The sequence below is a fragment of the Microbacterium sp. OVT16B genome, from assembly GCF_019969705.1.
GTDB classification, from domain to species: Bacteria; Actinomycetota; Actinomycetes; order Actinomycetales; family Microbacteriaceae; genus Microbacterium; species Microbacterium natoriense.
Genome location: NZ_JAHXZA010000001.1, coordinates 1,734,970 through 1,759,770, shown reverse-complemented (window position 1 = coordinate 1,759,770; position 24,801 = coordinate 1,734,970). Strand labels below are relative to the sequence as shown.

General features: G+C 68.8%; 20 protein-coding genes. 9 read left to right on the top strand and 11 right to left on the bottom strand.

Annotated features, from left to right (window positions below):
• Positions 1-5: 5 nt before the first annotated feature.
• Positions 6-1,859: a translation elongation factor 4 gene (gene lepA, locus LC438_RS08295; protein WP_105672948.1), complete on the bottom strand. Its 1,854-nt coding sequence runs from the start codon at positions 1,857-1,859 to the stop codon at positions 6-8.
• 241 nt (positions 1,860-2,100) lie between these two features.
• On the opposite strand from lepA, the gene LC438_RS08290 reads away from it, so the two are divergent.
• From LC438_RS08290 to LC438_RS08270, 5 genes are all read left to right on the top strand, one after another.
• Positions 2,101-3,084 carry an ABC transporter permease gene (locus LC438_RS08290; RefSeq protein WP_223586312.1) on the top strand — a complete coding sequence of 328 codons (984 nt, stop codon included), beginning with the start codon at positions 2,101-2,103 and terminating at the stop codon, positions 3,082-3,084.
• A gap of 1 nt (position 3,085) precedes the next feature.
• Positions 3,086-4,024, top strand: a complete 939-nt coding sequence (locus tag LC438_RS08285; RefSeq protein WP_223586311.1) for an ABC transporter permease — start codon at positions 3,086-3,088, stop codon at positions 4,022-4,024.
• The gene (locus tag LC438_RS08280) at positions 4,021-5,949 is read left to right on the top strand and encodes an ABC transporter ATP-binding protein (protein WP_223586310.1); all 1,929 of its coding nucleotides are present in this window, start codon (positions 4,021-4,023) and stop codon (positions 5,947-5,949) included. Before LC438_RS08285 ends, LC438_RS08280 begins: the two co-directional genes overlap by 4 nt.
• Positions 5,950-6,078: 129 nt before the next feature.
• Complete coding sequence (locus tag LC438_RS08275; RefSeq protein WP_105674536.1) at positions 6,079-7,794, top strand: ABC transporter family substrate-binding protein; 1,716 nt, start codon at positions 6,079-6,081, stop codon at positions 7,792-7,794.
• Positions 7,795-7,882: 88 nt separating this feature from the next.
• Complete coding sequence (locus LC438_RS08270; protein WP_223586309.1) at positions 7,883-8,605, top strand: alpha/beta fold hydrolase; 723 nt, start codon at positions 7,883-7,885, stop codon at positions 8,603-8,605.
• Here LC438_RS08270 and LC438_RS08265 read toward each other — a convergent pair.
• Positions 8,596-9,786: an MFS transporter gene (locus LC438_RS08265; protein WP_263295031.1), complete on the bottom strand. Its 1,191-nt coding sequence runs from the start codon at positions 9,784-9,786 to the stop codon at positions 8,596-8,598. The genes LC438_RS08270 and LC438_RS08265 overlap by 10 nt on opposite strands.
• A 29-nt stretch (positions 9,787-9,815) precedes the next feature.
• Positions 9,816-11,165, bottom strand: a complete 1,350-nt coding sequence (locus LC438_RS08260; protein ID WP_223586307.1) for a GH1 family beta-glucosidase — start codon at positions 11,163-11,165, stop codon at positions 9,816-9,818.
• A gap of 226 nt (positions 11,166-11,391) precedes the next feature.
• On the opposite strand from LC438_RS08260, the gene rpsT reads away from it, so the two are divergent.
• Positions 11,392-11,652 carry a 30S ribosomal protein S20 gene (gene rpsT / locus LC438_RS08255; protein ID WP_105674528.1) on the top strand — a complete coding sequence of 87 codons (261 nt, stop codon included), beginning with the start codon at positions 11,392-11,394 and terminating at the stop codon, positions 11,650-11,652.
• A 76-nt stretch (positions 11,653-11,728) separates the two neighbouring features.
• Here rpsT and LC438_RS08250 read toward each other — a convergent pair whose 3' ends face one another.
• From LC438_RS08250 to LC438_RS08225, 6 genes are all read right to left on the bottom strand, one after another.
• Positions 11,729-12,421 (bottom strand): histidine phosphatase family protein, encoded by a 693-nt coding sequence (locus LC438_RS08250; protein ID WP_223586306.1) that lies wholly within the window; start codon positions 12,419-12,421, stop codon positions 11,729-11,731.
• A complete protein-coding gene (gene holA, locus LC438_RS08245) occupies positions 12,418-13,461 on the bottom strand; it encodes a DNA polymerase III subunit delta (protein ID WP_223586305.1) in 1,044 nt (347 codons plus the stop codon). Before holA ends, LC438_RS08250 begins: the two co-directional genes overlap by 4 nt.
• A 9-nt stretch (positions 13,462-13,470) precedes the next feature.
• A complete protein-coding gene (locus LC438_RS08240; RefSeq protein WP_223586304.1) occupies positions 13,471-15,783 on the bottom strand; it encodes a ComEC/Rec2 family competence protein in 2,313 nt (770 codons plus the stop codon).
• The gene (locus tag LC438_RS08235) at positions 15,780-16,367 is read right to left on the bottom strand and encodes a ComEA family DNA-binding protein (protein WP_223586303.1); all 588 of its coding nucleotides are present in this window, start codon (positions 16,365-16,367) and stop codon (positions 15,780-15,782) included. Before LC438_RS08235 ends, LC438_RS08240 begins: the two co-directional genes overlap by 4 nt.
• Positions 16,368-16,460: 93 nt before the next feature.
• Positions 16,461-19,037 (bottom strand): leucine--tRNA ligase, encoded by a 2,577-nt coding sequence (gene leuS / locus LC438_RS08230; RefSeq protein ID WP_105674521.1) that lies wholly within the window; start codon positions 19,035-19,037, stop codon positions 16,461-16,463.
• A 35-nt stretch (positions 19,038-19,072) separates the two neighbouring features.
• The gene (locus LC438_RS08225; RefSeq protein WP_105674519.1) at positions 19,073-20,368 is read right to left on the bottom strand and encodes an anthranilate synthase component I family protein; all 1,296 of its coding nucleotides are present in this window, start codon (positions 20,366-20,368) and stop codon (positions 19,073-19,075) included.
• Between the two features lie 41 nt (positions 20,369-20,409).
• Here LC438_RS08225 and LC438_RS08220 point away from each other — a divergent pair, with 41 nt between their 5' ends.
• Genes LC438_RS08220 through LC438_RS08210 form a run of 3 tightly spaced genes read left to right on the top strand, consistent with a single transcriptional unit; the run spans position 20,410 to position 22,964 of the window.
• Positions 20,410-21,081: a DedA family protein gene (locus LC438_RS08220; protein WP_105674517.1), complete on the top strand. Its 672-nt coding sequence runs from the start codon at positions 20,410-20,412 to the stop codon at positions 21,079-21,081.
• Positions 21,082-21,085: 4 nt separating this feature from the next.
• On the top strand, positions 21,086-22,111 hold the full coding sequence (locus LC438_RS08215; RefSeq protein ID WP_105674515.1) for an App1 family protein: 1,026 nt from the start codon (positions 21,086-21,088) through the stop codon (positions 22,109-22,111).
• A gap of 1 nt (position 22,112) precedes the next feature.
• On the top strand, positions 22,113-22,964 hold the full coding sequence (locus LC438_RS08210) for a 3-methyladenine DNA glycosylase (protein WP_223586302.1): 852 nt from the start codon (positions 22,113-22,115) through the stop codon (positions 22,962-22,964).
• Here LC438_RS08210 and LC438_RS08205 read toward each other — a convergent pair.
• Positions 22,942-24,144, bottom strand: coding sequence for a glycoside hydrolase family 3 N-terminal domain-containing protein (locus LC438_RS08205; RefSeq protein ID WP_223586301.1), 1,203 nt, complete (start codon positions 24,142-24,144; stop codon positions 22,942-22,944). The two genes, LC438_RS08210 and LC438_RS08205, sit on opposite strands and share 23 nt — an antisense overlap.
• Positions 24,144-24,800 (bottom strand): SDR family oxidoreductase, encoded by a 657-nt coding sequence (locus LC438_RS08200; protein ID WP_223586300.1) that lies wholly within the window; start codon positions 24,798-24,800, stop codon positions 24,144-24,146. The genes LC438_RS08205 and LC438_RS08200 overlap by 1 nt, the downstream gene beginning before the upstream one ends.
• Position 24,801 lies beyond the last annotated feature (1 nt).

Here is a 24,801-nt window from a genome sequence, read left to right as displayed (position 1 = left end):
CCGGACTACTTCTTGTCCTTGCCCTCGACGTCGCCGGAGAGCGCGGCGATGAACGCCTCCTGGGGGACCTCGACGCGACCCACCATCTTCATGCGCTTCTTGCCCTCCTTCTGCTTCTCGAGGAGCTTGCGCTTTCGGGTGATGTCACCGCCGTAGCACTTGGCGAGCACGTCCTTGCGGATCGCGCGGATCGTCTCGCGAGCGATGATGCGGGCGCCGATCGCGGCCTGGATCGGCACCTCGAACTGCTGCCGCGGGATGAGCTTGCGCAGTCGCTCGGCCATCATGGTGCCGTAGGCGTATGCCTTGTCGCGGTGCACGATCGAGCTGAAGGCGTCGACCTTCTCGCCCTGCAGCAGGATGTCGACCTTGACCAGATCGGCCTCCTGCTGGCCGGAGGGCTCGTAGTCCAGCGAGGCGTACCCCTGGGTCTTGGACTTCAGCTGATCGAAGAAGTCGAAGACGATCTCGCCGAGCGGCATGTTGTAGCGCAGCTCGACGCGCTCCTCGGAGAAGTACTCCATGCCCAGCAGCGAGCCTCGGCGCGACTGGCACAGTTCCATGACCGTGCCCACGTAGTCCTTCGGGAGCAGGATCGCGGCCTTGACCATCGGCTCGGAGACGGAGCCGATGCGCCCGTCGGGGTATTCGCTCGGGTTCGTCACGGTGACGGTCTCGCCGGTGTCGGAGGTGAGCACCTCGTAGATGACGCTGGGGGCTGTGGTGATGAGATCGAGGCCGAACTCGCGCGCGAGCCGCTCGGTGATGATCTCGAGGTGCAGGAGCCCGAGGAATCCGCAGCGGAAGCCGAAGCCGAGAGCGACGGAGGTCTCCGGTTCGTAGACGAGAGAGGCGTCAGACAGCTTCAGCTTGTCGAGCGCCTCGCGCAGTTCCGCGTAGTCGCTGCCGTCGATCGGGTACAGGCCGGAGAAGACCATCGGCTTCGGATCGGTGTACCCGGCCAGCGCCTCGGATGCCGGCTTCCGGCTGGTCGTGACCGTGTCGCCGACCTTCGACTGGCGCACGTCCTTCACGCCGGTGATCAGGTACCCGACCTCGCCGATCCCTAGTCCCTTGCTCGGAATGGGCTCAGGGCTGGAGACGCCGATCTCGATGAGTTCGTGGTTCGCGCCGGTCGACATCATCTGGATGCGTTCGCGCGGAGACAGGCTGCCGTCGATCATGCGCACGTACGTCACGACGCCGCGGTACGCGTCGTACACGGAATCGAAGATCATGGCGCGCGCCGGAGCCTCCGGATCGCCCTTCGGCGCGGGGATCTCCTGCACGAGCCGGTCCAGGAGCTCCTCGACGCCGACGCCGGTCTTGCCCGACACGCGCAGCACGTCCTCCGGCTTCCCGCCGATGAGGGAGGCGAGCTCCTTGGCGTACTTCTCCGGGTCGGCGGCCGGGAGATCGATCTTGTTCAGGACCGGGATGATGTGGAGGTCGTTCTCCAGCGCGAGGTACAGGTTCGCGAGCGTCTGGGCCTCGATGCCCTGAGCCGCGTCGACGAGGAGGATCGCCCCTTCGCACGCGGCGAGGGAACGGGACACCTCGTACGTGAAGTCCACGTGACCGGGGGTGTCGATCATGTTCAGCGCGAAGGTCTCTTCGCCGATCTGCCAGGGCATCCGCACCGCCTGGCTCTTGATCGTGATGCCGCGCTCGCGCTCGATGTCCATGCGGTCCAGATACTGGGCCCGCATGTCGCGGTCGGAGACCACTCCGGTGATCTGGAGCATCCGGTCGGCGAGGGTCGACTTGCCGTGGTCGATGTGGGCGATGATGCAGAAGTTGCGGATCTGCGTGGCCGGAGTCGCGGCAGGCTGAAGAGGAGTGAGAGCGCGTGGTGACATGTCCCCTCAAGTCTAGGGTGAGCGCGGGCCGATCCGAGATTCCCTCATAACTGGTGGTAGTCTCGCGAAGTTGCCCGGGAGCAATCGGTGACACCGGATCCCATGAGCGACAAGACTCCGTCACAGACAGCGTGCAGGTGTCGTGTCGCGCAGTCCAGCAGTTGGTGGTTGAATGACTACCCGGCTCAGCGTTGCGTCGGCAGATCCCGCGCGCGTCTGTAGAAGAGAAAGAATCACACCCTTGATCAAGTATCTCGTGCGCCGAGCACTCGGCTGGCTGCTCATGATCGTGGTCGCGACCAATCTCACGTACTTCCTCGCGTGGGGTTTCCTCGACCCGCGCAGCAACTACGTCGGTCGCCGCCCTCCGGTGACGGAGGAGCAGATCGTCCACCTCCTCAAGCCGCGCAACCTCAGCGACACCGTCCCTCTCATCGAACGGTGGTGGAACTGGCTCACGGGGATCCTGCTGCGGTGGGACTGGGGCGTGAGCCCGACCGGCGGCTCGGTGAACGAGCAGGTCGGCTACCGCATGTGGGTCAGCGCCGAGCTGGTGCTGGGAGCCACGATCCTCTTCACCGTCCTCGGCATCGCGCTCGGCGTGTACACGGCATCCCGCCAGTACAAGCTCGCCGACCGCATCGGCCAGGCCACGAGCATCATCACGATGAACATCCCGATCGTCGTCGCCGCCTTCGCGGTCGTCATCCTCGCGATCGCGCTGAACGAGGCGACGGGCGTGCGCATCTTCTACGTCACCGGCTCATCGAGCCAGGACGTCGAAGGGTTCTTCCCCGTCCTCGTCGACGTGCTGCAGCATCTGACGCTACCGACGATCGCCCTGGTCCTCACCGGCTACGCCGGCATCCACTTCCTCCAGCGCTCACTGCTGCTGGACAACATCAACGCGGACTACGTGCGCACGGCGCGCGCCAAGGGCCTCACCAAGCAGCAGGCCATCCGCAAGCACGCGCTGCGCACCTCGCTGATCCCCGTCGCGACCCAGGTGGCCTTCACGATCCCCGGCGTGTTCACCGGTGCGGTGCTCACCGAGACGATCTTCGCCTGGAACGGCATGGGTCAGTACTTCATCAAGACCATCGGAACGAACGACATCCACGGCACGGTCGCCATCGCGGCCTTCGGCGCCGTCCTCACGGCGATCGGCGCCATCCTCGCCGACATCGCCGTCGTGGTGCTCGACCCACGAGTGAGAGTGAGCTGACATGACCACCGACATGATCGACCCCACGGTCCAGCCACCGTCCGGCATCGCGGGACCTGAGACAACGCGTGTCGCGACCAAGCGGCTCTCCAAGTGGACTCTCTACTGGCGCCGCTATGCCCGCAACAAGGGCGCTCTCGCCGGCCTGGTGATCTTCGTCCTGCTGGTGCTGTTCGCGATCTTCGGGCCGCTCATCGCCCGCTACGACGCGGTCGAGCTCGACTTCCTCAACCTCAGCACGGGACCGTCCGCCGAGCACTGGTTCGGCACGAACAACGCCGGCAACGACCTGTTCGCTCAGGTGGCGCTCGGTCTGCAGCGTTCGCTGATGATCGCCGTCAGCGTCTCGGTCGGCGTCACGATCGTCTCGGCGCTCGTCGGCACCGCGGCCGCCTACTTCGGCGGCTGGACCGAACGCATCGCGCTGCTGGTCATCCACTTCATGATGGTCATCCCCAGCTTCCTCATCCTCGCGATGATCTCCAACAAGTCGGGAGGCGACTGGCGGGTCATCGCGCTCATCATGATCTTCGTGATCGGCTGGTACTTCCCCGCCAGGGTGATTTGGACCATGGCGCTCTCCCTGCGCGAACGCGAGTACGTCAGCGCCGCCCGCTACATGGGCGTCGGCGGCATGAGGATCGTCCTCCGCCACCTGCTGCCGAACATCGGATCCCTCCTGGTGATCAACTTCACCCTCGGTGTTGTCAACGCCGTCGTCACCGAGACGGGTCTGTCCTTCCTCGGCTTCGGCGTCAAGATCCCCGATGTCTCGCTGGGCGCGCTCATCGGCACCGGCTCCAGCAGCCTCACGACCGCGCCCTGGCTGTTCTACTTCCCCGCCGCGGCCCTCACCCTTCTCACCGTGTCGATGGCGCTCGTCGCCGACGGCCTGCGTGATGCCCTCGATCCCACGTCTGCAGCGGGAGGCCGCGCATGAGCACCGTCCTTTCCGTCCGCGACCTCCGGGTCAGCTTCGCCTCTGAGGCCGGCCGCGTCGACGCCGTGCGCGGCGTCTCCTTCGATCTGGAGGCCGGCAAGACCCTCGGGATCGTCGGCGAGTCCGGCTCGGGCAAGTCCGTCACGTCTCTCGCGATCATGGGCCTCCTCGACGAGAACGCGAAGGTCACCGGTTCCATCGTCTACGACGGGCAGGAGCTGATCGGCAAGTCGGACAAGCAGCTGTCCGTGATCCGCGGCAACGGCATGTCCATGGTCTTCCAGGACCCGCTGACATCCCTCACCCCCGTCTTCACGGTCGGCGACCAGCTGATCGAGGCGCTCACGGTGCACCGCAGCCTCTCCAAGAAGGACGCATGGGATCGCGCGGTGGAGCTGCTGACGCTCGTGGGTATCACGTTCCCGGAGCGGCGCATGAAGTCGTTCCCGCACGAGTTCTCCGGTGGCATGCGCCAGCGCGTCGTGATCGCGATCGCGATGGCCAACAACCCCAAGCTCATCATCTGCGACGAGCCGACGACGGCTCTCGACGTGACGATCCAGGCGCAGATCCTCGATCTGATCGAGAAGGCGCAGGACGAGACCGGCGCCGCGGTGATGATGATCACCCACGACATGGGCGTGGTGGCGCGCACCGCCGACGACGTCATGGTGATGTACGCCGGCAAGCCCGTGGAGCACGCACCCGCCCGAGAGCTCTTCCACCGCACGCGGATGCCGTACTCGATCGGACTCCTGGGGGCGATCCCCCGCGTCGACAAGGCCGAGAAGGAGCCGCTGACCCCGATCAAGGGGAACCCGCCGCTGCTGATCAACCTCCCCGATGCGTGCCCGTTCGCCGACCGCTGCCCGATCGCGATGGACGCCTGCCGCACGGGCGAACCGGAACTGCTGCCGGTATCGACCGGCACGGGCGAGCGTCATCTGGCCGCGTGCATCCGCTCGCAGGAGATCGAGGACGGCGGTCTGCTCGGCGGCCTCCCCGTCTTCCCCGCCAGGGTGATCCCCGAGAGCGACCTGACCCGCACACCGCGCGAGGAGCGCCCCGTGACGCTCGAGGTCAAGAACCTCACCAAGACCTTCCCGCTCCTCAAGGGCGCGTTCCTCAAGCGCAAGGTGGGCGAGGTCCAGGCGATCAAGGGCATCAGCTTCGACGTCCGCGAGGGCGAGACGATGGCGATCGTCGGCGAGTCCGGCTCGGGCAAGACCACCACGCTGCTGCAGATCATGGACATGGTCAAGCAGGAAGACGGTGACATCGTCATCGCGGGCACCAGCGTGAACGAGCTGCACAGCAGGAAGATCGAGCGCGAGCTCCGCCGCGACATCCAGATCGTGTTCCAGGACCCGATGGGCGCACTCGACCCGCGCATGACCGTCGCCGACATCATCGCCGAGCCGATGCGCGCGATCGGCACGCCCAAGGCCGAGGTCCACCGACGCGTGGACGAGCTGATGGACCTGGTCGGCCTCAATCCCGCGCACAGCGACCGGTTCCCGCAGGCGTTCTCCGGCGGGCAGCGCCAGCGCATCGGCATCGCGAGAGCCCTGTCGACGAACCCGAAGATCGTCGTGCTCGACGAGCCGGTGTCGGCGCTGGACGTATCGATCCAGGCCGGCGTCATCAACCTGTTGGACGAGCTCAAGGTCAAGCTGGGTCTGTCGTACCTGTTCGTCGCGCACGACCTGTCCGTCGTGCGGCACATCGCCGATCGCGTCGCCGTGATGTACCTCGGCGAGTTCGTGGAGCACGGCGACGTCGACGACGTCTTCGACAACCCGCAGCATCCCTACACCAAGGCTCTCCTGTCGGCGATCCCGGTGCCGGATCCGGACATCGAGCGCACGCGTCAGCGCGTCGTGTTCGACCCGGAGACCATGTCGACGAAGCCTGCGACGGTCTGAGCGGATGCCGCTGCGAGGTCTGGTCACCGTCCGATAACGGTTAGCCGGTATTCACTGTCCGCCGCTGTGCGGTGATCAACAGCGAACTATTCTTCCCTTTATGAAACGCCGAAAGGCGAAAGGAGCACCATGAAGCACAAGAAGTTGTTGGGGGCTGTCGCGATCAGCGGCGTCCTCGCACTCGCCCTCGCGGGTTGCGCGAGCGGATCCGGAAACACCGGTGGCGGGAACGGTTCGGAGAAGCCGGTCGAAACCAAGTCCGCCGACTACAACCCCCAGGCTCGGGCCGACATGAAGGAGGGCGGCGAAGTCCACCTCGGCATCAACGGCATCCCCGAGCAGCTCAACGCCTTCCACGGCGACGGAGTCGCCGACACCTCGACGCTCTGGTACTTCTACATGCCGCAGATCCTGCTGGTGAAGCCGGAGGGCGAGGTCTACAAGAACGACGCCTACCTCGACAAGTACGAGATCGGCGAGAAGGACGGCAACACGACCGTCACCTTCACGTTCACCGACAAGGCGCACTTCAACGACGGCACCGACATGGACTGGACTGCCATCGACGCGACCTGGAAGGCGAACCGCTCGTCCGACGAGGGCTACAGCCCCAACGCGACCGACGGCTACAAGCAGGTCAAGTCGGTCGAGCAGGGCGACACCGCGAAGACCGCGGTGGTCACGTTCGACGGCATCTACGCCTGGCCGTCCATGGTGTTCCTCACCGGTGGCGTCCTGAACCCGAAGCACGCCGACGTCGACACGTTCAACAACGCGTACATCGGCAACCCGCACTCCGAGTGGGGTGCAGGCCCGTACATCGTCGACGAGTTCGACGCCAACAAGGGCTTCATCTCGTTCAAGCCGAACCCCGAGTGGTGGGGCAACGCTCCTCTGCTCGACAAGGTGACCTTCCAGCAGCTCGAGCCCGACGCCGCGATCAACGCCTTCAAGAACGGCGAGATCGACATGGTCGGCGCGAACTCCAAGGACCGCCTCGAGCAGGTCAAGTCGGTCAAGGACACGGTCGTGCGCCGCGCCCAGCAGACCGCGAAGACGATCCTGATGCTCGACGGCGACAAGCCGCAGTTCGAGGACGTCAACGTCCGCAAGGCGTTCTTCCTGGGCATCAACATCGACCAGCAGAAGCAGATCGCCTGGAACGGCCTCGGCTACGAAGAGCCCGCCGCCGGTTCGCTGAACATGTACGCGTTCCAGGAAGGCTACGTCGACGCGTTCGCCGAGGCCGGCCTGAAGCACGACGTCAAGGCAGCCAAGAAGCTCCTCGACGACGCCGGCTGGAAGGAAGGCTCTGACGGCATCCGCGAGAAGGATGGCGTCAAGCTGAGCGTGGTCTACCCGGTGTTCGGCTCCGACCCGACGCAGGAGGCTCTCGCCAAGTCGCTGCAGGCGCAGGAGAAGGAGATCGGCATCGACGTCAAGGTCGATGTGCGTGCCTCCGCCGACTTCGCCAAGGACCTCCCGACCAAGAACTGGGACATCGCCGGCCTGCGCTTCAGCGACTCCGACCCGTTCGGACCGGCCTGGATGTGCCAGCTCTACTGCTCGGAGAGCGAGCTGAACCTGTCGGGCACCGGCAACGCCGACATCGACAAGCAGATCGCCGACGACGTCGAGTCACAGAAGGACGCGAAGAGCTGGACCGCCGCGGCGGAGAAGCTCGAGCCGAAGATCATCGACGAGACGTGGGGCGTCATCCCGCTCTACAACGGCCCGTCGATCTACGTGGTCAAGAACGGCCTGGCGAACCTCACGCCTTGGCCGTACGTCGGCCTGGACCTCTTCGGCGTCACGCCGATCGAGGACTTCGGATGGCAGAAGTAACTCTCTGATCTGAGAGAAGGGAGCGGGGCCGGTGGACATCCACCGGCCCCGCTTTCGCGTTGTCGGAGGGCCTATCTAAGCTGAGCCCGTGAGCGTCCAGATCGTCTTCGTCCACGGCATCCGCACATCTGCGACGATGTGGCGGTCACAGCTCGCCTATCTCGACGAGCGCGGCATGACCGCCACCGCCGTCGACCTCCCCGGACACGGAACGCGTCTGCACGAGGACTTCACCCTGCACGAGGCGCTGCACACGATCGACGCCGCCGTGCGGGCGGCGGCGAAGAAGGGACCCGTACTGCTCGTCGGGCATTCGATGGGCGGCCTGCTGTCGCTCGCGTACACCGGAGGCGCGCAGACACCGCCGGTCACGGGGCTCATCGCGGCATCCTGCACCTCACTCCCCCACGGCGCGGGTCTGGCGGCCTATCGTCTCATCGCCGGAGCGGTGAACTCGCTCCCCGACCGGGGCCTCTGGCTCACCGAGAAGATCCTCGACGCGACGATCCCCCTGGAGACCCGGTCGGACTTCGCCGCGGGCGGGTACGCTCTCGACACTCAGGATGCCGCCCTGCGCAGTCTCACCACGCTGGACATCGCCTCCGCCGTCGAGAGGATCCGCGTCCCGTTGTGGTTCATCAACGGCCAGTACGACCAGCTGCGGGTCAACGAGGGGCTGTTCCAGCGGCTCGCCCCGCACGCCGAGCTCATCGTGGTCCCGCGGACGACCCACCTGGTCACCGCGATGCGCCCACGGGTGTTCAACGCGGCGCTGCAGCTCGCGATCGCGACGATCGAGGCTCAGGCCTGACGCACCCGCTGCCGCGCGAAGGCGGTGAGGATCCCCCCGACCACGGACAGCACAGCTGCCATCACGAACACGAGCCAGAAGCCTCCGACGAGCGCGACGAGACCGGCTCCGAGCACGGGGCCGATGAGCTGTCCGAGCGCGGCGGTGACGTTCACGATGCCCAGGTCCCGCGCATGGTCCTTCTCGTCGGGCAGCAGGTCGGCGGCGAACGCCAGGCCGACCGTCGAGAAAGCTCCGTAGCCGAGCCCCATGAGCGCGGCGGCGACCATCGTCGCCTCGAAAGTCGGGACGAGAGCGATGAGCACTCCGGACGACGCCTGCACGAGGGTCGAGGCCACGGTGAGAGTGCGGCGGTTCCCGGTGCGGTCGGAGATCACGCCCGTGAGCACGGAGGCGATCACCACGAACACGGTGTAGACGACGATCAGCAGCAGGAGGTTGTCCTGCGCCTCGGCGTTCGGCTGGCCGAGCCCGTGCAGCAGGAAGAAGAGGAACAGGGCCGTGCCGAGGGCGTTGCCGACGTTGGCGACCAGGCGCCCCGACAGCATCCAGGCGAAATCCCGATCTCGCAGCGACGCCAGCAGCCGCCCTTCGCCACGCGTCGGCAGAAGGGCCTCAGACGCGGGCGGGTCGGGAAGCAGCACTGCCGCGGCGGTCCCCACGACGGCGATGATACCGGCGAGCAACAGATAACCCGAGAGGATGCCGAGACCGAGCAGCACGACGAGTCCGACGCCGAGCACGATGCCGACGGCCTGGCTCGATCCCACTGCCGCCGATGCGGCGCCCCGCTGCGTGGGCGGCAGCTGATCGGCGATCAGCGCGGTGAACGCCGCGGATGATACGGCGACGCCGATGGACACACCAACCCAGGCCGCTCCGACCGCCCACGGCCCCTCGGTGAAACCGGTGAGGACCAGGCAGAGGACCGTGAGCCAGACGCCGCCGAGCGCCCACGGGCGGCGGCGACGGCGGCCTGCCCCCGCACGATCCGAGAGGGCGCCGGCCACGGGGCCGGCGACGATACCCGCCAGGCCTCCGATGCCGAGCACGAGCCCGGACGAGACGACTCCCCTGATCCAGTCGTCTTCCGGGGTGTCCAACTGCAGCGGGAGCAGCAGCTGGACAGGGGTGAGCTGCACCGTCCAGATCGCCAGCCAGGCGAGCGTGAACAGCGACATCCATCGGGCGCCGACCTTCGTCGAAGAGCTCACCGCCCCTCCTCCGTCCCGCGGCGGAGGACCGCGATCAGCTCGCGATACCAGTCGTACGAGGCCTTGGGGGTGCGCTCCCCCGTCTCGAAGTCGACGTGCACGAGACCGAACCTCTGGGTGTAGCCGTCGGCCCATTCCCAGTTGTCGAGCAGCGACCACACGGTGTACTCCTCGACCGGGACTCCGGCGGAGATCGCCTCGGCGACCGCACCCAGATGGCCCTTCAGGTACGAGATGCGGTCATCGTCGTCGACGCGTCCCGCCCGTTCCGGCTCGGGGAACGACGCGCCGTTCTCGCCGATGATGACCGGCGGCAGCTGCGGATGCCGTCTCTTGAGATCGATCAGGAGATCGCGGAGCGCGCTCGGCATGATCGGCCACTCCGGTCCGAAGCCGGTCACCGGCACTCCGGGTGTCGGCACGATGTCGAAGGGGATCGGGCTGTCGGCATCCGCTGTCGTCACCGTGGTCGGGTTGTAGAAGTTGATGCCGTAGAAGTCGATGGAGCCGTGGATGCGCTCGAGGTCGCCGTCCTGCACGGGCATGCTCGGCAGACCGAGCGCCTCCAGATCGGGGTAGACGCCGTCGAGCAGCGGCTCGCTGAAGACCCGGTTGTGGACGAGATCGTACGTGAACGCGGCCGCCGCGTCCTCCTCCGAGTCGCGCAGCGGCAGGACCCAGGTGTGGTTGTTGACGAGTCCGACGCTCGCGGCCCCGTTCGCGCGGAGCACGGCGGCTGCTCCGGCATGCCCGAGAAGCTGGTGGTGGACGGTGGGGAGCGCCCCGAACAGCAGCTGCTTCCCCGGCGCGAGAGCGCCGGTGGCATAGCCCTGCAGCGTCATCATGGCCGGTTCGTTGAGGGTGTACCAGTGCCTCACCCGATCCCCGAGGCGATCGACGACGAGTGCTGCGTACTCGGCGAAGCGCGATGCGGTGTCGCGGTTCAACCAGCCTCCGTCGGCCTCGACGGCGCTCGGCATCTCCCAGTGGAAGAGCGTAGGGAACGGGGTGACCCCGGCATCGAGAAGGAGGTCGACGAATCGCGAGTAGTGGTCGAGCGCCGCGCTGTTCCCGGGCCCCGAGCCGTCCGGCTGGATACGCGCCCACTGGATGGAGAACCGGTAGCGGTCGAGACCGAGGCCGGCGGCCAGAGCCACATCCTGCTCAGGATGACGGTAGCTGTCGCACGCGGGTTCAGCGGTGCTGCCGTCGATGATCGCCCCTGGACGCTCCAGGAAGTCATCCCAGATCGATCTCCCCCTGCCGTCGGCTGTTCGCGATCCTTCGATCTGGAACGCGGAGGTGGCTGCGGAGAACCGGAGGCCCGGCGGGAGGGCGAGTGTCATGAAGGGTCCTTGACGTCAGTGTCGGGATAGTGATGATTCTGCACCCAGTACCGCCCCGTGCGCGACTGAGTTCCGCAACTCGACACCCGTTTAGGGAGATGGTGTCGGATGCTGTTAGACTCGACTCTTGGCTTGCGTGTGGGTTCTTCCCTCACGACCGTCGCGCAGGAGCCCTCTTCTCCGGCCGGCATTTCCGAAACAACTCCTGTACAGAAAGCGTCCACACGTGGCAAACATCAAGTCGCAGATCAAGCGCAACAAGACCAACGAGAAGGCTCACGAGCGCAACAAGGCCGTGAAGAGCGAGCTGAAGACGCACGTTCGCGCCACCCGCGCCGCCGTCGCCAGCGGCGACAAGGCTGCTGCCGAGGCCGCGCTGAAGACCGCTTCCCGCAAGCTCGACAAGGCCGTCAGCAAGGGTGTCATCCACCAGAACCAGGCTGCGAACCGCAAGTCGGCCATCGCCAAGCAGGTTGCCGCTCTCTGAGCCCCGCTTCTGAAGAAGGCCCGTCTCTTCGAGACGGGCCTTCTTCGTGGGACGGGGGTGCTTCCCGACGGTGATGTCACGGAGCGGTGGCGATCGGCTCCCCCGGCTCTCCGACCGGCGCGGCCGGAACGTCCTGTGCGAGGGCGTCTTCGAGATCGAGTCCGCCCAACGGCTCCTGCTGCCACCGGATGAGCCTCCACCCTGCATCGGGATCGCCGTCCAGCATGCACATGCCCGTGTTGTAGAGGCGCCAGTGCACGGCGTCCTCGAGATCGACACCGCCCACCCGCGCAGCCGCCCATACGCGGATCGCCGCACCGTGACTGACCACGACCGCTGCACCGTCGACGTTCTCCCGTGCCACTCGCGCGATGGCGGAGTCGTAGCGGTCGAAGAACTGCGTACCGCTCTCTCCGCCCTCGATCGCGAACTCCGGGTCCCCGGTCAGCCAGCGCCGCGCCGCGCCGACGTAGGCCTGCACGGCCTCCCGATCGCTGCGCATCTCCCACCGGCCCGCGCTGATCTCCTCGAGCCCCTCGACCACCTCGGGGGTGAGCCCGCGGGCAGCCGCGAGCGGTTCAGCCGTGAGCGCGGTGCGGGTCAGCGGAGAGACGTAGACGGCATCGATCGCCTCGTCTGCGAGAGCCGCCGGGATCGCCGCAGCCTGCAGCGCTCCCAGTGACGTGAGACCGGGCCCGGGGCGACCGGTGTCGAGAGCGCCGATGACGTTGCTCGGGGTCTGGCCATGGCGGATGAGGATGAGTCTCATGCGTCTTCTCCGAACGGCTGGCGGGTCGCGATGACGGTGACCATGCGCTCCAGCGCGAAGATCGGGTCGCGCGCGGCGCCCTTCACCTCGGCATCCGCTCGCGCGGTCGCCTGGATGGCCATGCCGAGCGACCGCTCGTTCCACCCCGCGAGATCGCGACGCGCCCTGTCGACCTGCCAGTCCTTCATTCCGAGCCGCTGGGCGAGCTGCCGACTGGGCTCACGGTTGCCCGCCACACGAGCCATGGTGCGCAGCTTCATCGCGAAGGCGGCGACCATCGGAACAGGGTCGGCGCCGGAGGCCAGGGCATGACGCAGCGAGACCAGCGCCTCTCCGTATCGCCCGGAGATGGCGGTGTCGGCGACCACGAAGGCCGAGACCTCCACGCGCCCGCCGTAGTACTTGGTGACGACGTCTTCGGTGACGTCGCCCTCGACGTCACCGATCAGCTGCTGGCACGCCGCCGCGAGCTCGGTCAGATCGTCGGAGAAGGCGGAGACCAGCGCACGCAGCGCCGGCGGGGCGATGCGCTTCTTCGCGGCCTTGAACTCCCCCGCCGCGAAGTCGGCCCTGTCGCCGTCGCGCTTGATCGCGGGGCAGGCGATCTCGATGCCGTCGCCCGTGCCTGCGCGGAGGGCGTCGAGGAGCTTCTTGCCCCGCACGCTCGCGCCGGTGTGGCGGAGGATGACCGTGGCGCCCTCCTGCGGGTGGTCGAGGTACGACACGGCCTCCTGCAGGAACGCATCCGAGCATTTCTCCACCCCTGACACGCGCACCAGCCGGGGCTCGCCGAACAGCGAGGGAGAGGTGAGGGAGAGCAGCGTGCCGGGGGCGTAGTCGTCGGCACGGACATCGCTGACCTCGAGCGCGGGATCTTCCGCCCGCAGGTAGTCGCGCACACCGGCGATCGCGCGCTCGGCGCAGACCTCCTCCGGGCCGAAGACCAGCACGACCGGGGCCGGTTGCGGCTCGCGCCACGGCACCTGACGGATCTTGGTGGGCTTGGCGCCCCCACGGGCCGGAGTACGCGAAGCTGCCATGTTTCCAGCCTACCCGGGGCCGCCGACGCTCCTCTCGGTCCAGACCTCGACGGCGCCGTCCTTCATGCCGATCAGGATGCGACCCCGCTGATCGGTGCGCAGGACGTGCGCCCCGACGGCCTGCAGGATCGCGAGGATCTCCGCTCTCGGGTGCCCGTAGTCGTTCCCCTCCCCGACGCTGATCACGGCGACGGCGGGCCTCAGCGCCTCGTACAGCCCGGCGTCCTGATCGGCGCTTCCGTGATGCGCGACCTTCACGACGGTCATGTCCGAGCCGAGATGCGCCGTGCGCTGCAGCATCCGCTGCGACTCCGCAGAGAGATCGCCGAGGAACAGCGATCGCGGCACGCCACCGCCTCCGAACTCGACGACGACGCTGGAGTCGTTGCCGGCGGGGAAGGCCGACGAACCCCGCTGCGGCCAGAGCACGCGCCACGATGCGTCGCCGAGGATTCCCTCGAGGCCGGACGCCGCGTCGACGAGATGGGCGCCTCCTGCGGCCAGGCGCTGGAGCAGGCGGAGGTCGTCAGGCGCATCGGATGGTCCGTGCAGCACCCGGTCCACCCGGCCCTGCACGGCGTCGACGCCTCCGACATGGTCGAGATCGAAGTGCGTGAGCACGAGCAGGTCGACGCGCTCGACGCCGAGAGAGCGCAGGCAATCCCTGAGCAGGTCGGGATCAGGGCCCGTGTCGATCAGCGCCATGCTGCCCGCCGATCGGATGACGAGGGCATCGCCCTGTCCGATGTCGCACGCGGCGATCGCCCACCCGTCGGGGCTGGTCGCCGTCGCGAGCGGTCCGCGGAGCAGAACCTGTGCTCCACCCAGCGCGACGGCGACGACGATCACGACGGCCGCCGCGGCTCGCGCCCAGCGCACCGGCCGCATGAGCGCGACCCTCTCCTTCGGCCGGACCAGCAACAGCGCCGCGGCGGCGCTGAGGACGGCGACGAGCAGGGAACTGCCGATGCCGGGCACGAGCGGCACCTGGGCGAGCGGCAGTTCGGCGCTCACCTCAGCGGTGGCGGCGATCCACGCGGCGGGGAGCCAGGCCGACGCCGCGAGCACGTCGGCCAGGAACGGCAGCGGCGCGGCGAGACAGGCGAGCAGCCCGACCACCGTGGCGATGGGCGCCGCGGGATCGGCGATCATGTTCGCCACGACGCCGACGAGCGACTGCTGCTCCGCGAACAGGGCGATGATCGGGGCGCAGACGAGCTGCGCCGAGAGCGGGACGCCGATGGCCAGAGCGAGGGGCTGCGGCATCCATCGCGCCATTCCTCTCGCGAGCCGGGGCGCGAGCAGGATGAGAGCGCCGGAAGCCGCCACCGACAGCGCGAACCCCGGTGTCGCCGCGAGCCAGGGATCGACGATCAGGATCGCGCTCGCGCAGAGAGCGAGGAGCCCCGCCCCCGCGCTCGGCCGCCCCAGGAGCACCGACAGCATGGCCGCGCCCGCCATGACGGCCGCTCTGACGACGCTCGGCTCGGGTGTGACGAGCACGACGAAACCGGCCAGCGTGAGCGCCGCGAGGACCACGCGCAGCCTCCGGCCTCCCCCGCACAGCGCCACCAACCAGAACGCCGCACCGACCACGATCGCGCAGTTGGCGCCCGACACCGCGGTGAGGTGGCTCAGTCCGCTGATCCGCATGTCGTCGTTCAGCTCGGCGCCGACCGCCCTCGTATCCCCCACGGCCAGTCCGGGCAGCAGCCCGGCTCCGGGTTCCGGCAGCCGCGCCGACCTCGCGATGAATTCGTGTCTGGCGCCCGCGGCGACCGCGAAGATCCCCGCTGCCGGACGTTCGATCGCGGCAGAGCTCGAGAACACCACGAGCGCTCCGCGCTCCCCCGGGTCGGTCGATGCGGCCTCTCCCCGTACGCGGACGGCGGCGCCGAGGTCGTATCCCTCCCCGGGGTCGAGACCGAGCCGCACCGGCGCTGACGCAGGTCGCACGTCGCCCGGTGACCCGATGCCCGTGAGCTCGGCATCCACCCACAGCCGCCCGTCGCGACCCACCGACGCGGAGGACGTGATCTCGCAGGTCGCCTCGACGAACCTGCCGTCCCATGCATCGGCGGCGTCCCTGGCCGGAAGAGCGACGCACACCGCCAGCGACGCGGCTGCCGCTGCGGAGAGGACGACCGCCGACAGACCCGATCCGCTCGCCGACGAGCGCACCGACCCGAGCACCATCGCGATGACAGCCCCGAGCACCCCTCCTCCGGCGACCCAGGGTGCGGCCTCCGGTGCGAACACTCCGAGGAGGGCCGCTCCCCACGTCGCACCCGCCACCGGCAGCAGGCGCAGGTCGCGCCTCACACCCGGACTCCGTCGCGGATGCCGGCGAGCAGCTTCTCTCCGATCCCCGGTACCGCCAGCAGGTCGTCGACCGAGCCGAATCGCCCGTTCTCCTCCCTCCAGGAGATGATGCGCTCGGCCAGCGCAGGGCCGATCCGCGGCAGCGTCTCCAGCGCGGTCTGGTCGGCCGTGTTCAGATCGATGCGGTCATCGGTCGGCGCCGCAGGGGCACCAGCCTCGACGCCCGCTCCGATCGAGGGCACCACGATCTGCTCCCCGTCGGCGAGCACCCTGGCGAGGTTGACGGCGGCGAGGTCGGCCTGGTCGGTCGTTCCCCCGGCGGCCGCCACGGCATCGACCACCCGCGAATCCAGATCCAGCACGTACAGCCCAGGGCTCTGCACCTCCCCCAGCACATGCACGTAGAGGTCGCCGGACGGCGCGGCGGATGCATCGGCGACCGGAACGGACTCCGTCGGCGCGGCCTGACCCCGCAGGATCCCGAAGCCCACCGCGGCCGACAGCACGACGAGACCGAGCACGACGGCGGCGCCGATGCTCAGTCGGAGCGTGCGTGGTGCGGAGGACGACGTGGGCTGCGGCATCCGCCCACGCTAGGGGCGTGGACGGATGCTCGGGAGCCGTGAGACCGGGGCCGGTGGACAAGCCGCCGGCATCCGCGGACTGTGGACGAGCTCTCAGCCCTTGACGACGATGCTGACGATCTTCGGGGCTCGCACGACGACCTTCACGATCTCCCGGTCGCCGATCGACCGGATCACGCGCTCGTCGGCGCGGGCCAGGGCCTCGAGCTCGGCCTCGCCGATACGGGCGGGCACCTCGAGCTGGGCGCGCACCTTGCCGCCCACCTGGACCACGGCCGTGACCGTGTCCTCGACGAGCAGCGCCGAGTCCGCCGAGCGCCAGGTCACCAGACCGACGGAGGGCTCGTGACCGAGGATCTCCCACATCTCCTCCGCGGTGTGCGGAGCGATGAGGTCGAGCATCACGGCGACGGTCTCGGCGGCCTCGCGCACGGCGGGGTCGGCGGCGCCCGCGGCGCCGTCGATCGTCTTGCGGGTGACGTTCACCAGCTCCATCAGCCGGGCGACCAGCACGTTGAACTTCGTCTGCTCGACGAGCGCTGGCGCCTCGGACAGCAGCTTGTGCGTGGCACGGCGCAGCGCGGCGTCCCCGCCGTCGAAGACGACGTCCACGGGGCTCGACACCTCGCCGGCGATGCGCATGGCGCGCGCCAGGAACTTCTGCGCGCCCGTCGTCGAGACGTCCGCCCAGTCCTTGTCGTCTTCCACGGGGCCGGCGAAGGCCAGGCCGACACGCAGCGCGTCAGCGCCGTGCGCGTCGAGCTCCTCCTGGAAGAGGACCAGGTTGCCCTTGCTCTTCGACATCTTGGTGCCGTTGAGGATGACCATGCCCTGGTTGATCAGGTTCGAGAACGGCTCGGTGAAGTCGATGAGCCCCATGTCGAAGAGGACCTTCGTGATGAACCGCGCGTACAGCAGGTGCAGGATGGCGTGCTCGACACCGCCGATGTAGGAGTCCACCGGCGCCCAGCGGGATGCCTGCTTGGGGTCGAACGCCACGGTGTCGCTGTTCGGCGACAGGAAGCGCAGGAAGTACCACGAGCTGTCGACGAAGGTGTCCATCGTGTCGGGATCGCGCAGCACGGGGTCGCCGGACTCCGGGTCGACCGTGCGCACCCAGCCCTCGGCGGCGCCCAGCGGCGACGCGCCCTTCGGCGACAGGTCGAGGCCCTCGACGCTGGGCAGCTTCACGGGCAGCTGGTCCTCGGGGACCGGGATGATACGGCCGTCGTCGGCGTGCAGCATCGGGATCGGCGTGCCCCAGAAGCGCTGGCGGGAGATCAGCCAGTCGCGCAGGCGGTAGTTCTTCGCGGCGCGGCCGGTTCCTGATGCCTCGAGTTGCTCGATGGCGCGGGCGATCGCGTTGCGCTTGGACAGTCCGTTCAGCTCGCCGGAGTTGATCATGCGGCCTTCGCCGGTCAGCGCCGTGCCGGTGACGGACGGGTGCTGGTCGTCGAGCGAGGGCATCGTGTCGATCGGCACGCCGTCCTCATCGACCTCGATCACGGGCATCGCGCCGGTGATGGGAGCGGTGGTGTCGACGACGACCTTGATCGGCAGGCCGAACTCGCGGGCGAAGTCGAGGTCGCGCTGGTCGTGCGCAGGCACGGCCATGACGGCGCCGTGGCCGTAGTCGGCCAGCACGTAATCGGCGGCCCAGATCGGCAGCTTCTCACCGTTGACCGGGTTGATCGCGTAGCGCTCCAGGAACACGCCGGTCTTCGGGCGGTCGGTCGCCTGACGATCGATGTCGGTGGTCTTCTGCACCTCCGTCAGGTAGCCCTGGAAGCGCTCGCGCACCTCGTCGGGCGCCTCGGCGGCCAGCTCGGCGGCCAGGTCGCCGTCGGGGGCGACGACGAAGAACGTCGCGCCGTGCAGCGTGTCGGGGCGCGTGGAGAACACCGTGACCGGCTCGTCACGGCCCTCGATGCGGAAGTCGACGTCGGCGCCGACGGAGCGGCCGATCCAGTTGCGCTGCATCTGCAGCACCTTCGACGGCCAGAAGCCCTCCAGCTGGTTCAGGTCGTCCAGCAGGCGGTCGGCGTAGTCGGTGATGCGGAAGTACCACTGCGTGAGCTTCTTCTTGACGACCTCGGCGCCGCAGCGCTCGCAGCGTCCGTCGACGACCTGCTCGTTCGCGAGCACCGTCTGGTCGTTGGGGCACCAGTTCACCGGGCTCTTCTTGCGGTACGCCAGACCCCGCTCGTACAGCTTCAGGAACAGCCACTGGTTCCAGCGGTAGTACTCGGGGTCGGAGGTGTGCAGCACACGACTCCAGTCGAATGAGACGCCGTAGGCCTGGAAGCCCGTCTTCTGCTGGGCGATGTTCTGGTAGGTCCACTCCTTCGGGTCGGCGCCCCGGCGGATGGCCGCGTTCTCGGCGGGCAGGCCGAAGGAGTCCCACCCGATCGGGTTCAGGACGTTGTGTCCGCGGTGACGCCAGAAACGCGCCACGATGTCGGAGTACAGGTAGTTCTCCGCGTGACCCATGTGCAGGTCGCCGGAGGGGTAGGGGAACATCGCCAGCACGTACCGACGGGGACGCGTGTCGTCGTCGCCGCCGGTGAGGAACGTCTCGTTGTCGGCCCAGTACTTCTGCCACTTGGCCTGGATGGCGTGCGCCGAGGAGACCTCGTCGTCGGCGGGAACGGTGGAGAAGTTCTCAGTCAAAACGAACGCACAACCAATCTGAACAAAAAGCGGGATCAGTTCAGGATATCGGAACCCCAGAGCGCGGGCGTTTCCGCGCCGAGGGCCGCCAGCGGGGCTCGCGCCTTGGTCGCCACCTCCGCCACCTCGGATGCCGCGACAGAGCGCCAGGTGATCCCGCCGCCCGCGCCGACCACCGCCTTCTCATCATCGATCAGAATGCTGCGGATGACCATCGCGAGGTCGACGTCGCCGTTCACGCCGACGTAGCCGAAGCACCCCGCGTAGACGCCGCGGGGTCCGCCTTCGAGGTCGTGCAGCCGGGTCATGGCGGAGAGCTTGGGCGCACCGGTCATGCTGCCTGCGGGGAACGTCGCGGCCAGCAGGTCGCCGACCGTGGTGCCCGCGGCGGCGGTTCCGCTCACCGTGCTGACGAGCTGGTGCACCGCCGGATAGCTCTCCACGACCCACAGTCCGTCGACGCGGATCGACCCCGGCTCGCACACGCGCGAGAGGTCGTTGCGCATGAGGTCGACGATCATGACGTTCTCGGCGCGCTCCTTGGGGTCTGCCTGCAGCTCCGCGGCGAGCGCGGCATCCGTCTCCGGATCGGCGCTGCGCGGGCGGGTGCCCTTGATCGGCCTGGTGCGGATGACTCCGCCGCTCGCCTGGAGGAACTGCTCTGGACTCGCGCTCAGCAGGGCACGCCCGCCGATCCGCAGGAACCCGCCGTGGTGGGCGGGCGTCGCGGCACGCAGCCGCAGGTAGGAGCCGACCTCGTCCTGCGGTCCCTTGACGGTGAAGCGCGTGGTGAGGCACAGCTGATACGCGATGCCGGCCCTGATGAGCTCTCGGCACTGCTCGATGAGGTCCGCGTACTCGCCAGGGGTGTGCCGGGCCTCGGCCGTGCGCAGCGCCGTCGTGACAGGGGGAACGGGCGGCGGCGTCCTGCGCTCCGACACGAACGCCGACCACTCGTCGAGGTCCTCATCGTCGGCGAGCGCCCAGACCCGACCTGTGGCGTGCTCGAAGGCTGCGGCCCTGGTCACCCGCAGCCACGCGTCGCCCTCGGCGTCCGCCGTCGGGGCCCCCGCCGTGCGCGCACCGGACTCGTAGTCGCACCATCCGACCCATCCACCCTGGAAGGGGATGCCGGAGGCCGCAGCACCGTCCACCCGCACGGCGTCGGGCAGCGACGAGACCCCACCCGTTCCGACGAAGCTCCAGCCCTCCTGCGCCGCTGCGCCGGCGTCGAGCCAGAAGACATCGGGGCACACGGCTTCGAGCGCGAGGAAGAGGGCCGCCGGATCCGCGTCGCCGGGCAGCGCTCGGGCGGTCAGTCGTTCGGGCACCTTTCCAGCCTAGATCCCGGTGCCTCCCGTACTCTCATGACATGGATGGGTTCCTGCTCTGGCTTCTCGACACCGTGCAGTCGATCGATCCGGTCGCACGCACCCTGATCGCGGGACTGGCGGTCATGCTCGAGACGAGCATCCTCATCGGGCTCATCTTCCCCGGAGACACCGTGGTGATCATCGCGTCGATGGGCGTCTCCAGCCCGACCGAGGCCATCGCCATGGTGATCGCCGTCGTGGTGGGCGCGCTGATCGGCGAGAGCATCGGCTTCGTGCTGGGCCGCTGGCTCGGCCCCCACATCCGCACGTCCTGGATCGGCCGGAAGGTCGGCGAGCACAACTGGGTCAGGGCGGAGACCTATCTCGCCCGTCGTGGAGGCATCGCGATCTTCCTCTCCCGCTTCCTTCCCGTGCTGCACTCCCTGGTGCCGCTCACCGTGGGGATGAGCGGCTACTCCTATCGGCGCTTCCTCGCGTGGACCGCGCCGGCCTGCCTGCTGTGGGCGACGGCCTATGTGAGCGTGACCTCCCTCGCCGCGGGGAGCTTCCGCGAGATGGTCGACCGCGTGCACTTCGCGGGGTACATCTTCGTCGGCGTCATCGCGCTGTTCCTCATACTCATCGTCGTGGGCAAGAAGGTGCTGACCCGCCTCGAGGCGCGTCACCTCGACACCACGGAAGCGGACGCGGGCGCCGACGTGAAAGACTGAGGCAATGGCCTCTGCACCCCCGGCCCCCAGGATCCACTGGTTCGCCCGTCTCGAGCACCGCTTCCACGTGTGGCGAGAGGGTCGAGCGCGCCGTCGGGGACGCACCGCCACGATCGTCCCGTTCCCCGGCTACGGGGGTCCCGGCTGGGTTCGTGTGGTCGGGCGGGTGCTCATCGTCCCGCCGCAGCGCCGCACACGAGACGGCGAACCGGCGAGCGTCCGCGGCTGGCGCAGCTTCGTCAGCATCCCCGTGAGCTTCGCGAAGGTCACGGTGCGGATCGGAGACGCGACCCATGACGTGGTGGCCGACCGCGGCGGCGTGATCGACGCTGTCATCGACGCCGACCTCCCCGCCGGCTGGCAGACGTTCACCGTCTCCGTCGAGGGGCAGCCTCCCGTCGACGCCACCGCGTTCATCGTCGGGGAGGAGACCCGCTTCGGCGTCGTGTCCGACGTGGACGACACCGTCATGGTCACCGCGCTCCCCCGCCCGTTCATCGCCGCGTGGAACTCCTTCGTCGTCGACGAGCACGCCCGCCTCCCCGTACCGGGCATGGCGGTGCTGCTCGACCAGCTGCTGCGCCAGCATCCCGGCGCCCCCATGGTCTACCTCTCCACCGGTGCCTGGAACGTCGCTCCGACGCTCACCCGCTTCCTCGGGCGGCATCTGTTCCCGACGGGCTCGATGCTGCTCACCGACTGGGGTCCGACGCACGACCGGTGGTTCCGCAGCGGGCGCGAGCACAAGCTCACCAACCTGCGCCGTCTGGCCTCCGAGTTCCCCCACGTGCAGTGGCTGCTCATCGGCGACGACGGGCAGCACGACGAGTCCATCTACTCCGAGTTCATGGACGAGCACCCCGACTCCGTCGCCGGCGTCGCGATCCGTCGACTCCTCCCCGCCGAGGCGGTCCTCGCCGGAGGACGCACCGGCAAGGAGGAGCACTCCGAGCACGTCGCGCCCTGGGTGAGCGCGGAGGACGGCGCCGGTCTGCGCGATCTGCTCGGCGAAGCCGGCATCCTGCACTGACATGTCCCTCACCCGGTCCGAGTGGACGGAGCGCGAACAGGCGCACCAGCGGAGAGCGGACGCCCTCACCGCGGCGCACCGCGATCGTGCGTCCCGTCGCGAGAAGCACCCGGTGTGGGACTTCCTCTTCACGTACTACGCCTACAAGCCCGCGCAGCTGCGTCGCTGGCACCCCGGGGCCGGCGTCGTCATCGATGACGCCCCCGAGCGCGTCGGCTGGCGGTGGTACACCCCCGCGGGATCGGGTCTGATGCCGGACGCGTCCGCCTTCGCGGCCGACAAGCCGGAGCTCGCGGCCCTCATCGAGCGGATGCTGCGGCGCACTGCATCACGACCCGGCCAGTTCGGCTGCTTCGGGCTGCACGAGTGGGCCATGGTGTACCGGCAGGAGGAGCACAGGCACCCCGTGCCGCTGCGACTCGGACAGGCGGGAACGGATGCCGTCGTCGAGAACCACGATCTGCGCTGCACGCACTTCGACGCGTTCCGGTTCTTCACCCCCGAGGCCGTACCGCGGAACCGCCGATCGCTCACCCGCGAGGATCAGCCGCTCTTCGAGCAGCCGGGGTGCCTGCACGCGGGCATGGACCTGTACAAGTGGGCCATGAAGCTCGGGCCTCTCGTCCCCGGAGAGCTGCTGCTCGACGCGTTCGAGCTCGCCCGCGACATCCGGCTCCTCGACATGGAGGCCGCCCCGTACGATCTGTCGGCGTGGGATGTCGTGCCCGTGCCCATCGAGACCGCCGAGGGCAAGACGGAGTACGTGCGACGCCAGCGCGGATTCGCCGAGCGCGGCGCAGCGCTGCGCTCGGCCCTGCTCGACGCCTGGCTCAGCTCACCGGTTCGCACGTAGGGCACAGCGTCCAGTCGGCCGACGTCGCCGACAGTCGCAGGCGCAGGGCCAGCACGCGCGTCGCGGCGTCGGCGAGGCGCTCTGCGGAGAGCGTCCCGCTCTCGACGGCGGCGACGATGCCCGCGACCATCTGCCCCGCGGTCTCGGGTGTGGAGCCCGCGACCATCAGCACGAGGTCGTTGCCCGCCGCGAGGGCCGCCACAGCGTTGGCGACGGGATCACGGTACTCGGGGATGCCGGAGGACTGCAGCATCCCGAGATCGTCGGTCACGATCACCCCGCGGAAACCCAGCTCGTCACGGGCGATCTCATGCCAGCGCGCCGAGAGGGAAGCCGGCGCGGCGTCGACTGCGGTGTAGGCCAGGTGCCCGAACATGAGCAGGGACGCCCCCGCGTCGACGCCGGCGATGAAGGGCAGGGCATCGGATGCCCGCCACTGCTCGAGGCTCTCGTCGGTCGTGGGGATAGCGTGATGCGAGTCCCCGGGAGCCGCCCCGTGCCCCGGGAAGTGCTTCAGCGTCGACGCGACGAACGACTCCTGGGCGGTCGTCGCCGCGGAGACCCTCTCCGCGGCGCCCTGGGGATCCGTGCCGAGTGCGCGCCCGTAGATGAACGACGAGGGGTCGGCGGTCACGTCGGCGATCGTGCCGAAGTCCACGTCGATACCCGACTGGGCGACGAGAGCGCCTCGGGCGGAGAACGCGGCGGAGGTCGCCGCCACGGGGAGGCCCTTCAGCGTCCGTGAAGATGCGTAGTCGTCGACCGGGAGACGGGAGACCAGGCCTCCCTCCTGGTCCACGGCGATGAGCGGCGGCAGGGACGGGTCGACGACGAGAGCAGCCGTCAGCGTCTCCAGCTCGGCGGAGGTCGCGGGAATGTTCGCACCCATCAGGATGAACCCGCCGAGGCCCTGCGACATGTAGGCGGTCAGCGCGGCGGCATCCGTCGAGGGGATGTGCCCCATGACGACGCTCGCCGCCTGCTCGGCGGTCGTCATGCCCTCGACCGTCCGAGCGGCATCCGCACCGGGTCCGTCCTGGGTCGGCGCGGACACAGCGGTGGGCGGAGCCGTCGTCGCGGGTGGAGGCGAAGAGGCGGCGGCGCCGAGCGCCGGAGTGCACAGCCCCGTGAGCAGGATGGCCGCCGCGACCGAGAGCCACCGGGCGCGCCGCACGCGCATCAGCTCGACAGTGCCTCGACGATCGGCGCCGAGGCCTCGGGGGTGCCGTTGCCGAAGCGGATCGTGCGGCCGATCGTCGACATGTCGGAGAGGGTCTCGACGATCACCGCGGCGACGTCGGCCCGCGACACCGCCCCTCGGCCATCGGGATCGATCCGGATCCGCCCGGTGGGTTCGTCGAACGTCAGCGTGCCCGGGGCGAGGACCGTGCCCTCCAGCTCGGTGCCGCGGAGGTGCTCGTCTGCCGCCCACTTCGCGTCGGCATAGGGGAAGAAGTCCGCTCCCTCGGGGACGCCGTGATCGGCGGTCGACCCGAGCCAGGACACCATCACGTATCGGCGCACCCCGGCGATGGCCGCGGCATCCATCGTGCGGATCGCCGCGTCGCGGTCGACGGCGTAGGTGCGCTGCGGATCGCCCCCGCCGGCGCCGGCCGACCAGACGACGGCGTCGTGCCCGCGGATGAGCTCTGCCAGGGCCGCCGTGTCGAGGGTCTCGACGTCGGCGACGAGGGCGTGCGCTCCCCCGGCTTCGACCTCTGCGACGTGGTCGGGATTCCGGATGACGGAGGTCACCTCATCGCCGCGGGCGACGAGGAGTGGTGCGAGCAGGAGCGCGATACGGCCGTGGCCGCCGAAGACGATGACGCGGGACATG

What these genes read in the sequence shown, in the direction of transcription:
- LC438_RS08275 (WP_105674536.1), top strand. Translation starts at nt 6,079, where the DNA reads ATGAAGCACAAGAAGTTGTTGGGGGCTGTCGCGATCAGCGGCGTCCTC.
- LC438_RS08280 (WP_223586310.1), top strand. Translation starts at nt 4,021, where the DNA reads ATGAGCACCGTCCTTTCCGTCCGCGACCTCCGGGTCAGCTTCGCCTCT.
- LC438_RS08285 (WP_223586311.1), top strand. Translation starts at nt 3,086, where the DNA reads ATGACCACCGACATGATCGACCCCACGGTCCAGCCACCGTCCGGCATC.
- LC438_RS08215 (WP_105674515.1), top strand. Translation starts at nt 21,086, where the DNA reads ATGGCCTCTGCACCCCCGGCCCCCAGGATCCACTGGTTCGCCCGTCTC.
- LC438_RS08220 (WP_105674517.1), top strand. Translation starts at nt 20,410, where the DNA reads ATGGATGGGTTCCTGCTCTGGCTTCTCGACACCGTGCAGTCGATCGAT.
- holA (WP_223586305.1), bottom strand. Translation starts at nt 13,461, where the DNA reads ATGGCAGCTTCGCGTACTCCGGCCCGTGGGGGCGCCAAGCCCACCAAG.
- LC438_RS08265 (WP_263295031.1), bottom strand. Translation starts at nt 9,786, where the DNA reads ATGTCGCTGTTCACGCTCGCCTGGCTGGCGATCTGGACGGTGCAGCTC.
- LC438_RS08250 (WP_223586306.1), bottom strand. Translation starts at nt 12,421, where the DNA reads ATGAGACTCATCCTCATCCGCCATGGCCAGACCCCGAGCAACGTCATC.
- LC438_RS08210 (WP_223586302.1), top strand. Translation starts at nt 22,113, where the DNA reads ATGTCCCTCACCCGGTCCGAGTGGACGGAGCGCGAACAGGCGCACCAG.
- LC438_RS08200 (WP_223586300.1), bottom strand. Translation starts at nt 24,800, where the DNA reads ATGTCCCGCGTCATCGTCTTCGGCGGCCACGGCCGTATCGCGCTCCTG.
- LC438_RS08205 (WP_223586301.1), bottom strand. Translation starts at nt 24,144, where the DNA reads ATGCGCGTGCGGCGCGCCCGGTGGCTCTCGGTCGCGGCGGCCATCCTG.
- LC438_RS08260 (WP_223586307.1), bottom strand. Translation starts at nt 11,165, where the DNA reads ATGACACTCGCCCTCCCGCCGGGCCTCCGGTTCTCCGCAGCCACCTCC.
- lepA (WP_105672948.1), bottom strand. Translation starts at nt 1,859, where the DNA reads ATGTCACCACGCGCTCTCACTCCTCTTCAGCCTGCCGCGACTCCGGCC.
- LC438_RS08235 (WP_223586303.1), bottom strand. Translation starts at nt 16,367, where the DNA reads ATGCCGCAGCCCACGTCGTCCTCCGCACCACGCACGCTCCGACTGAGC.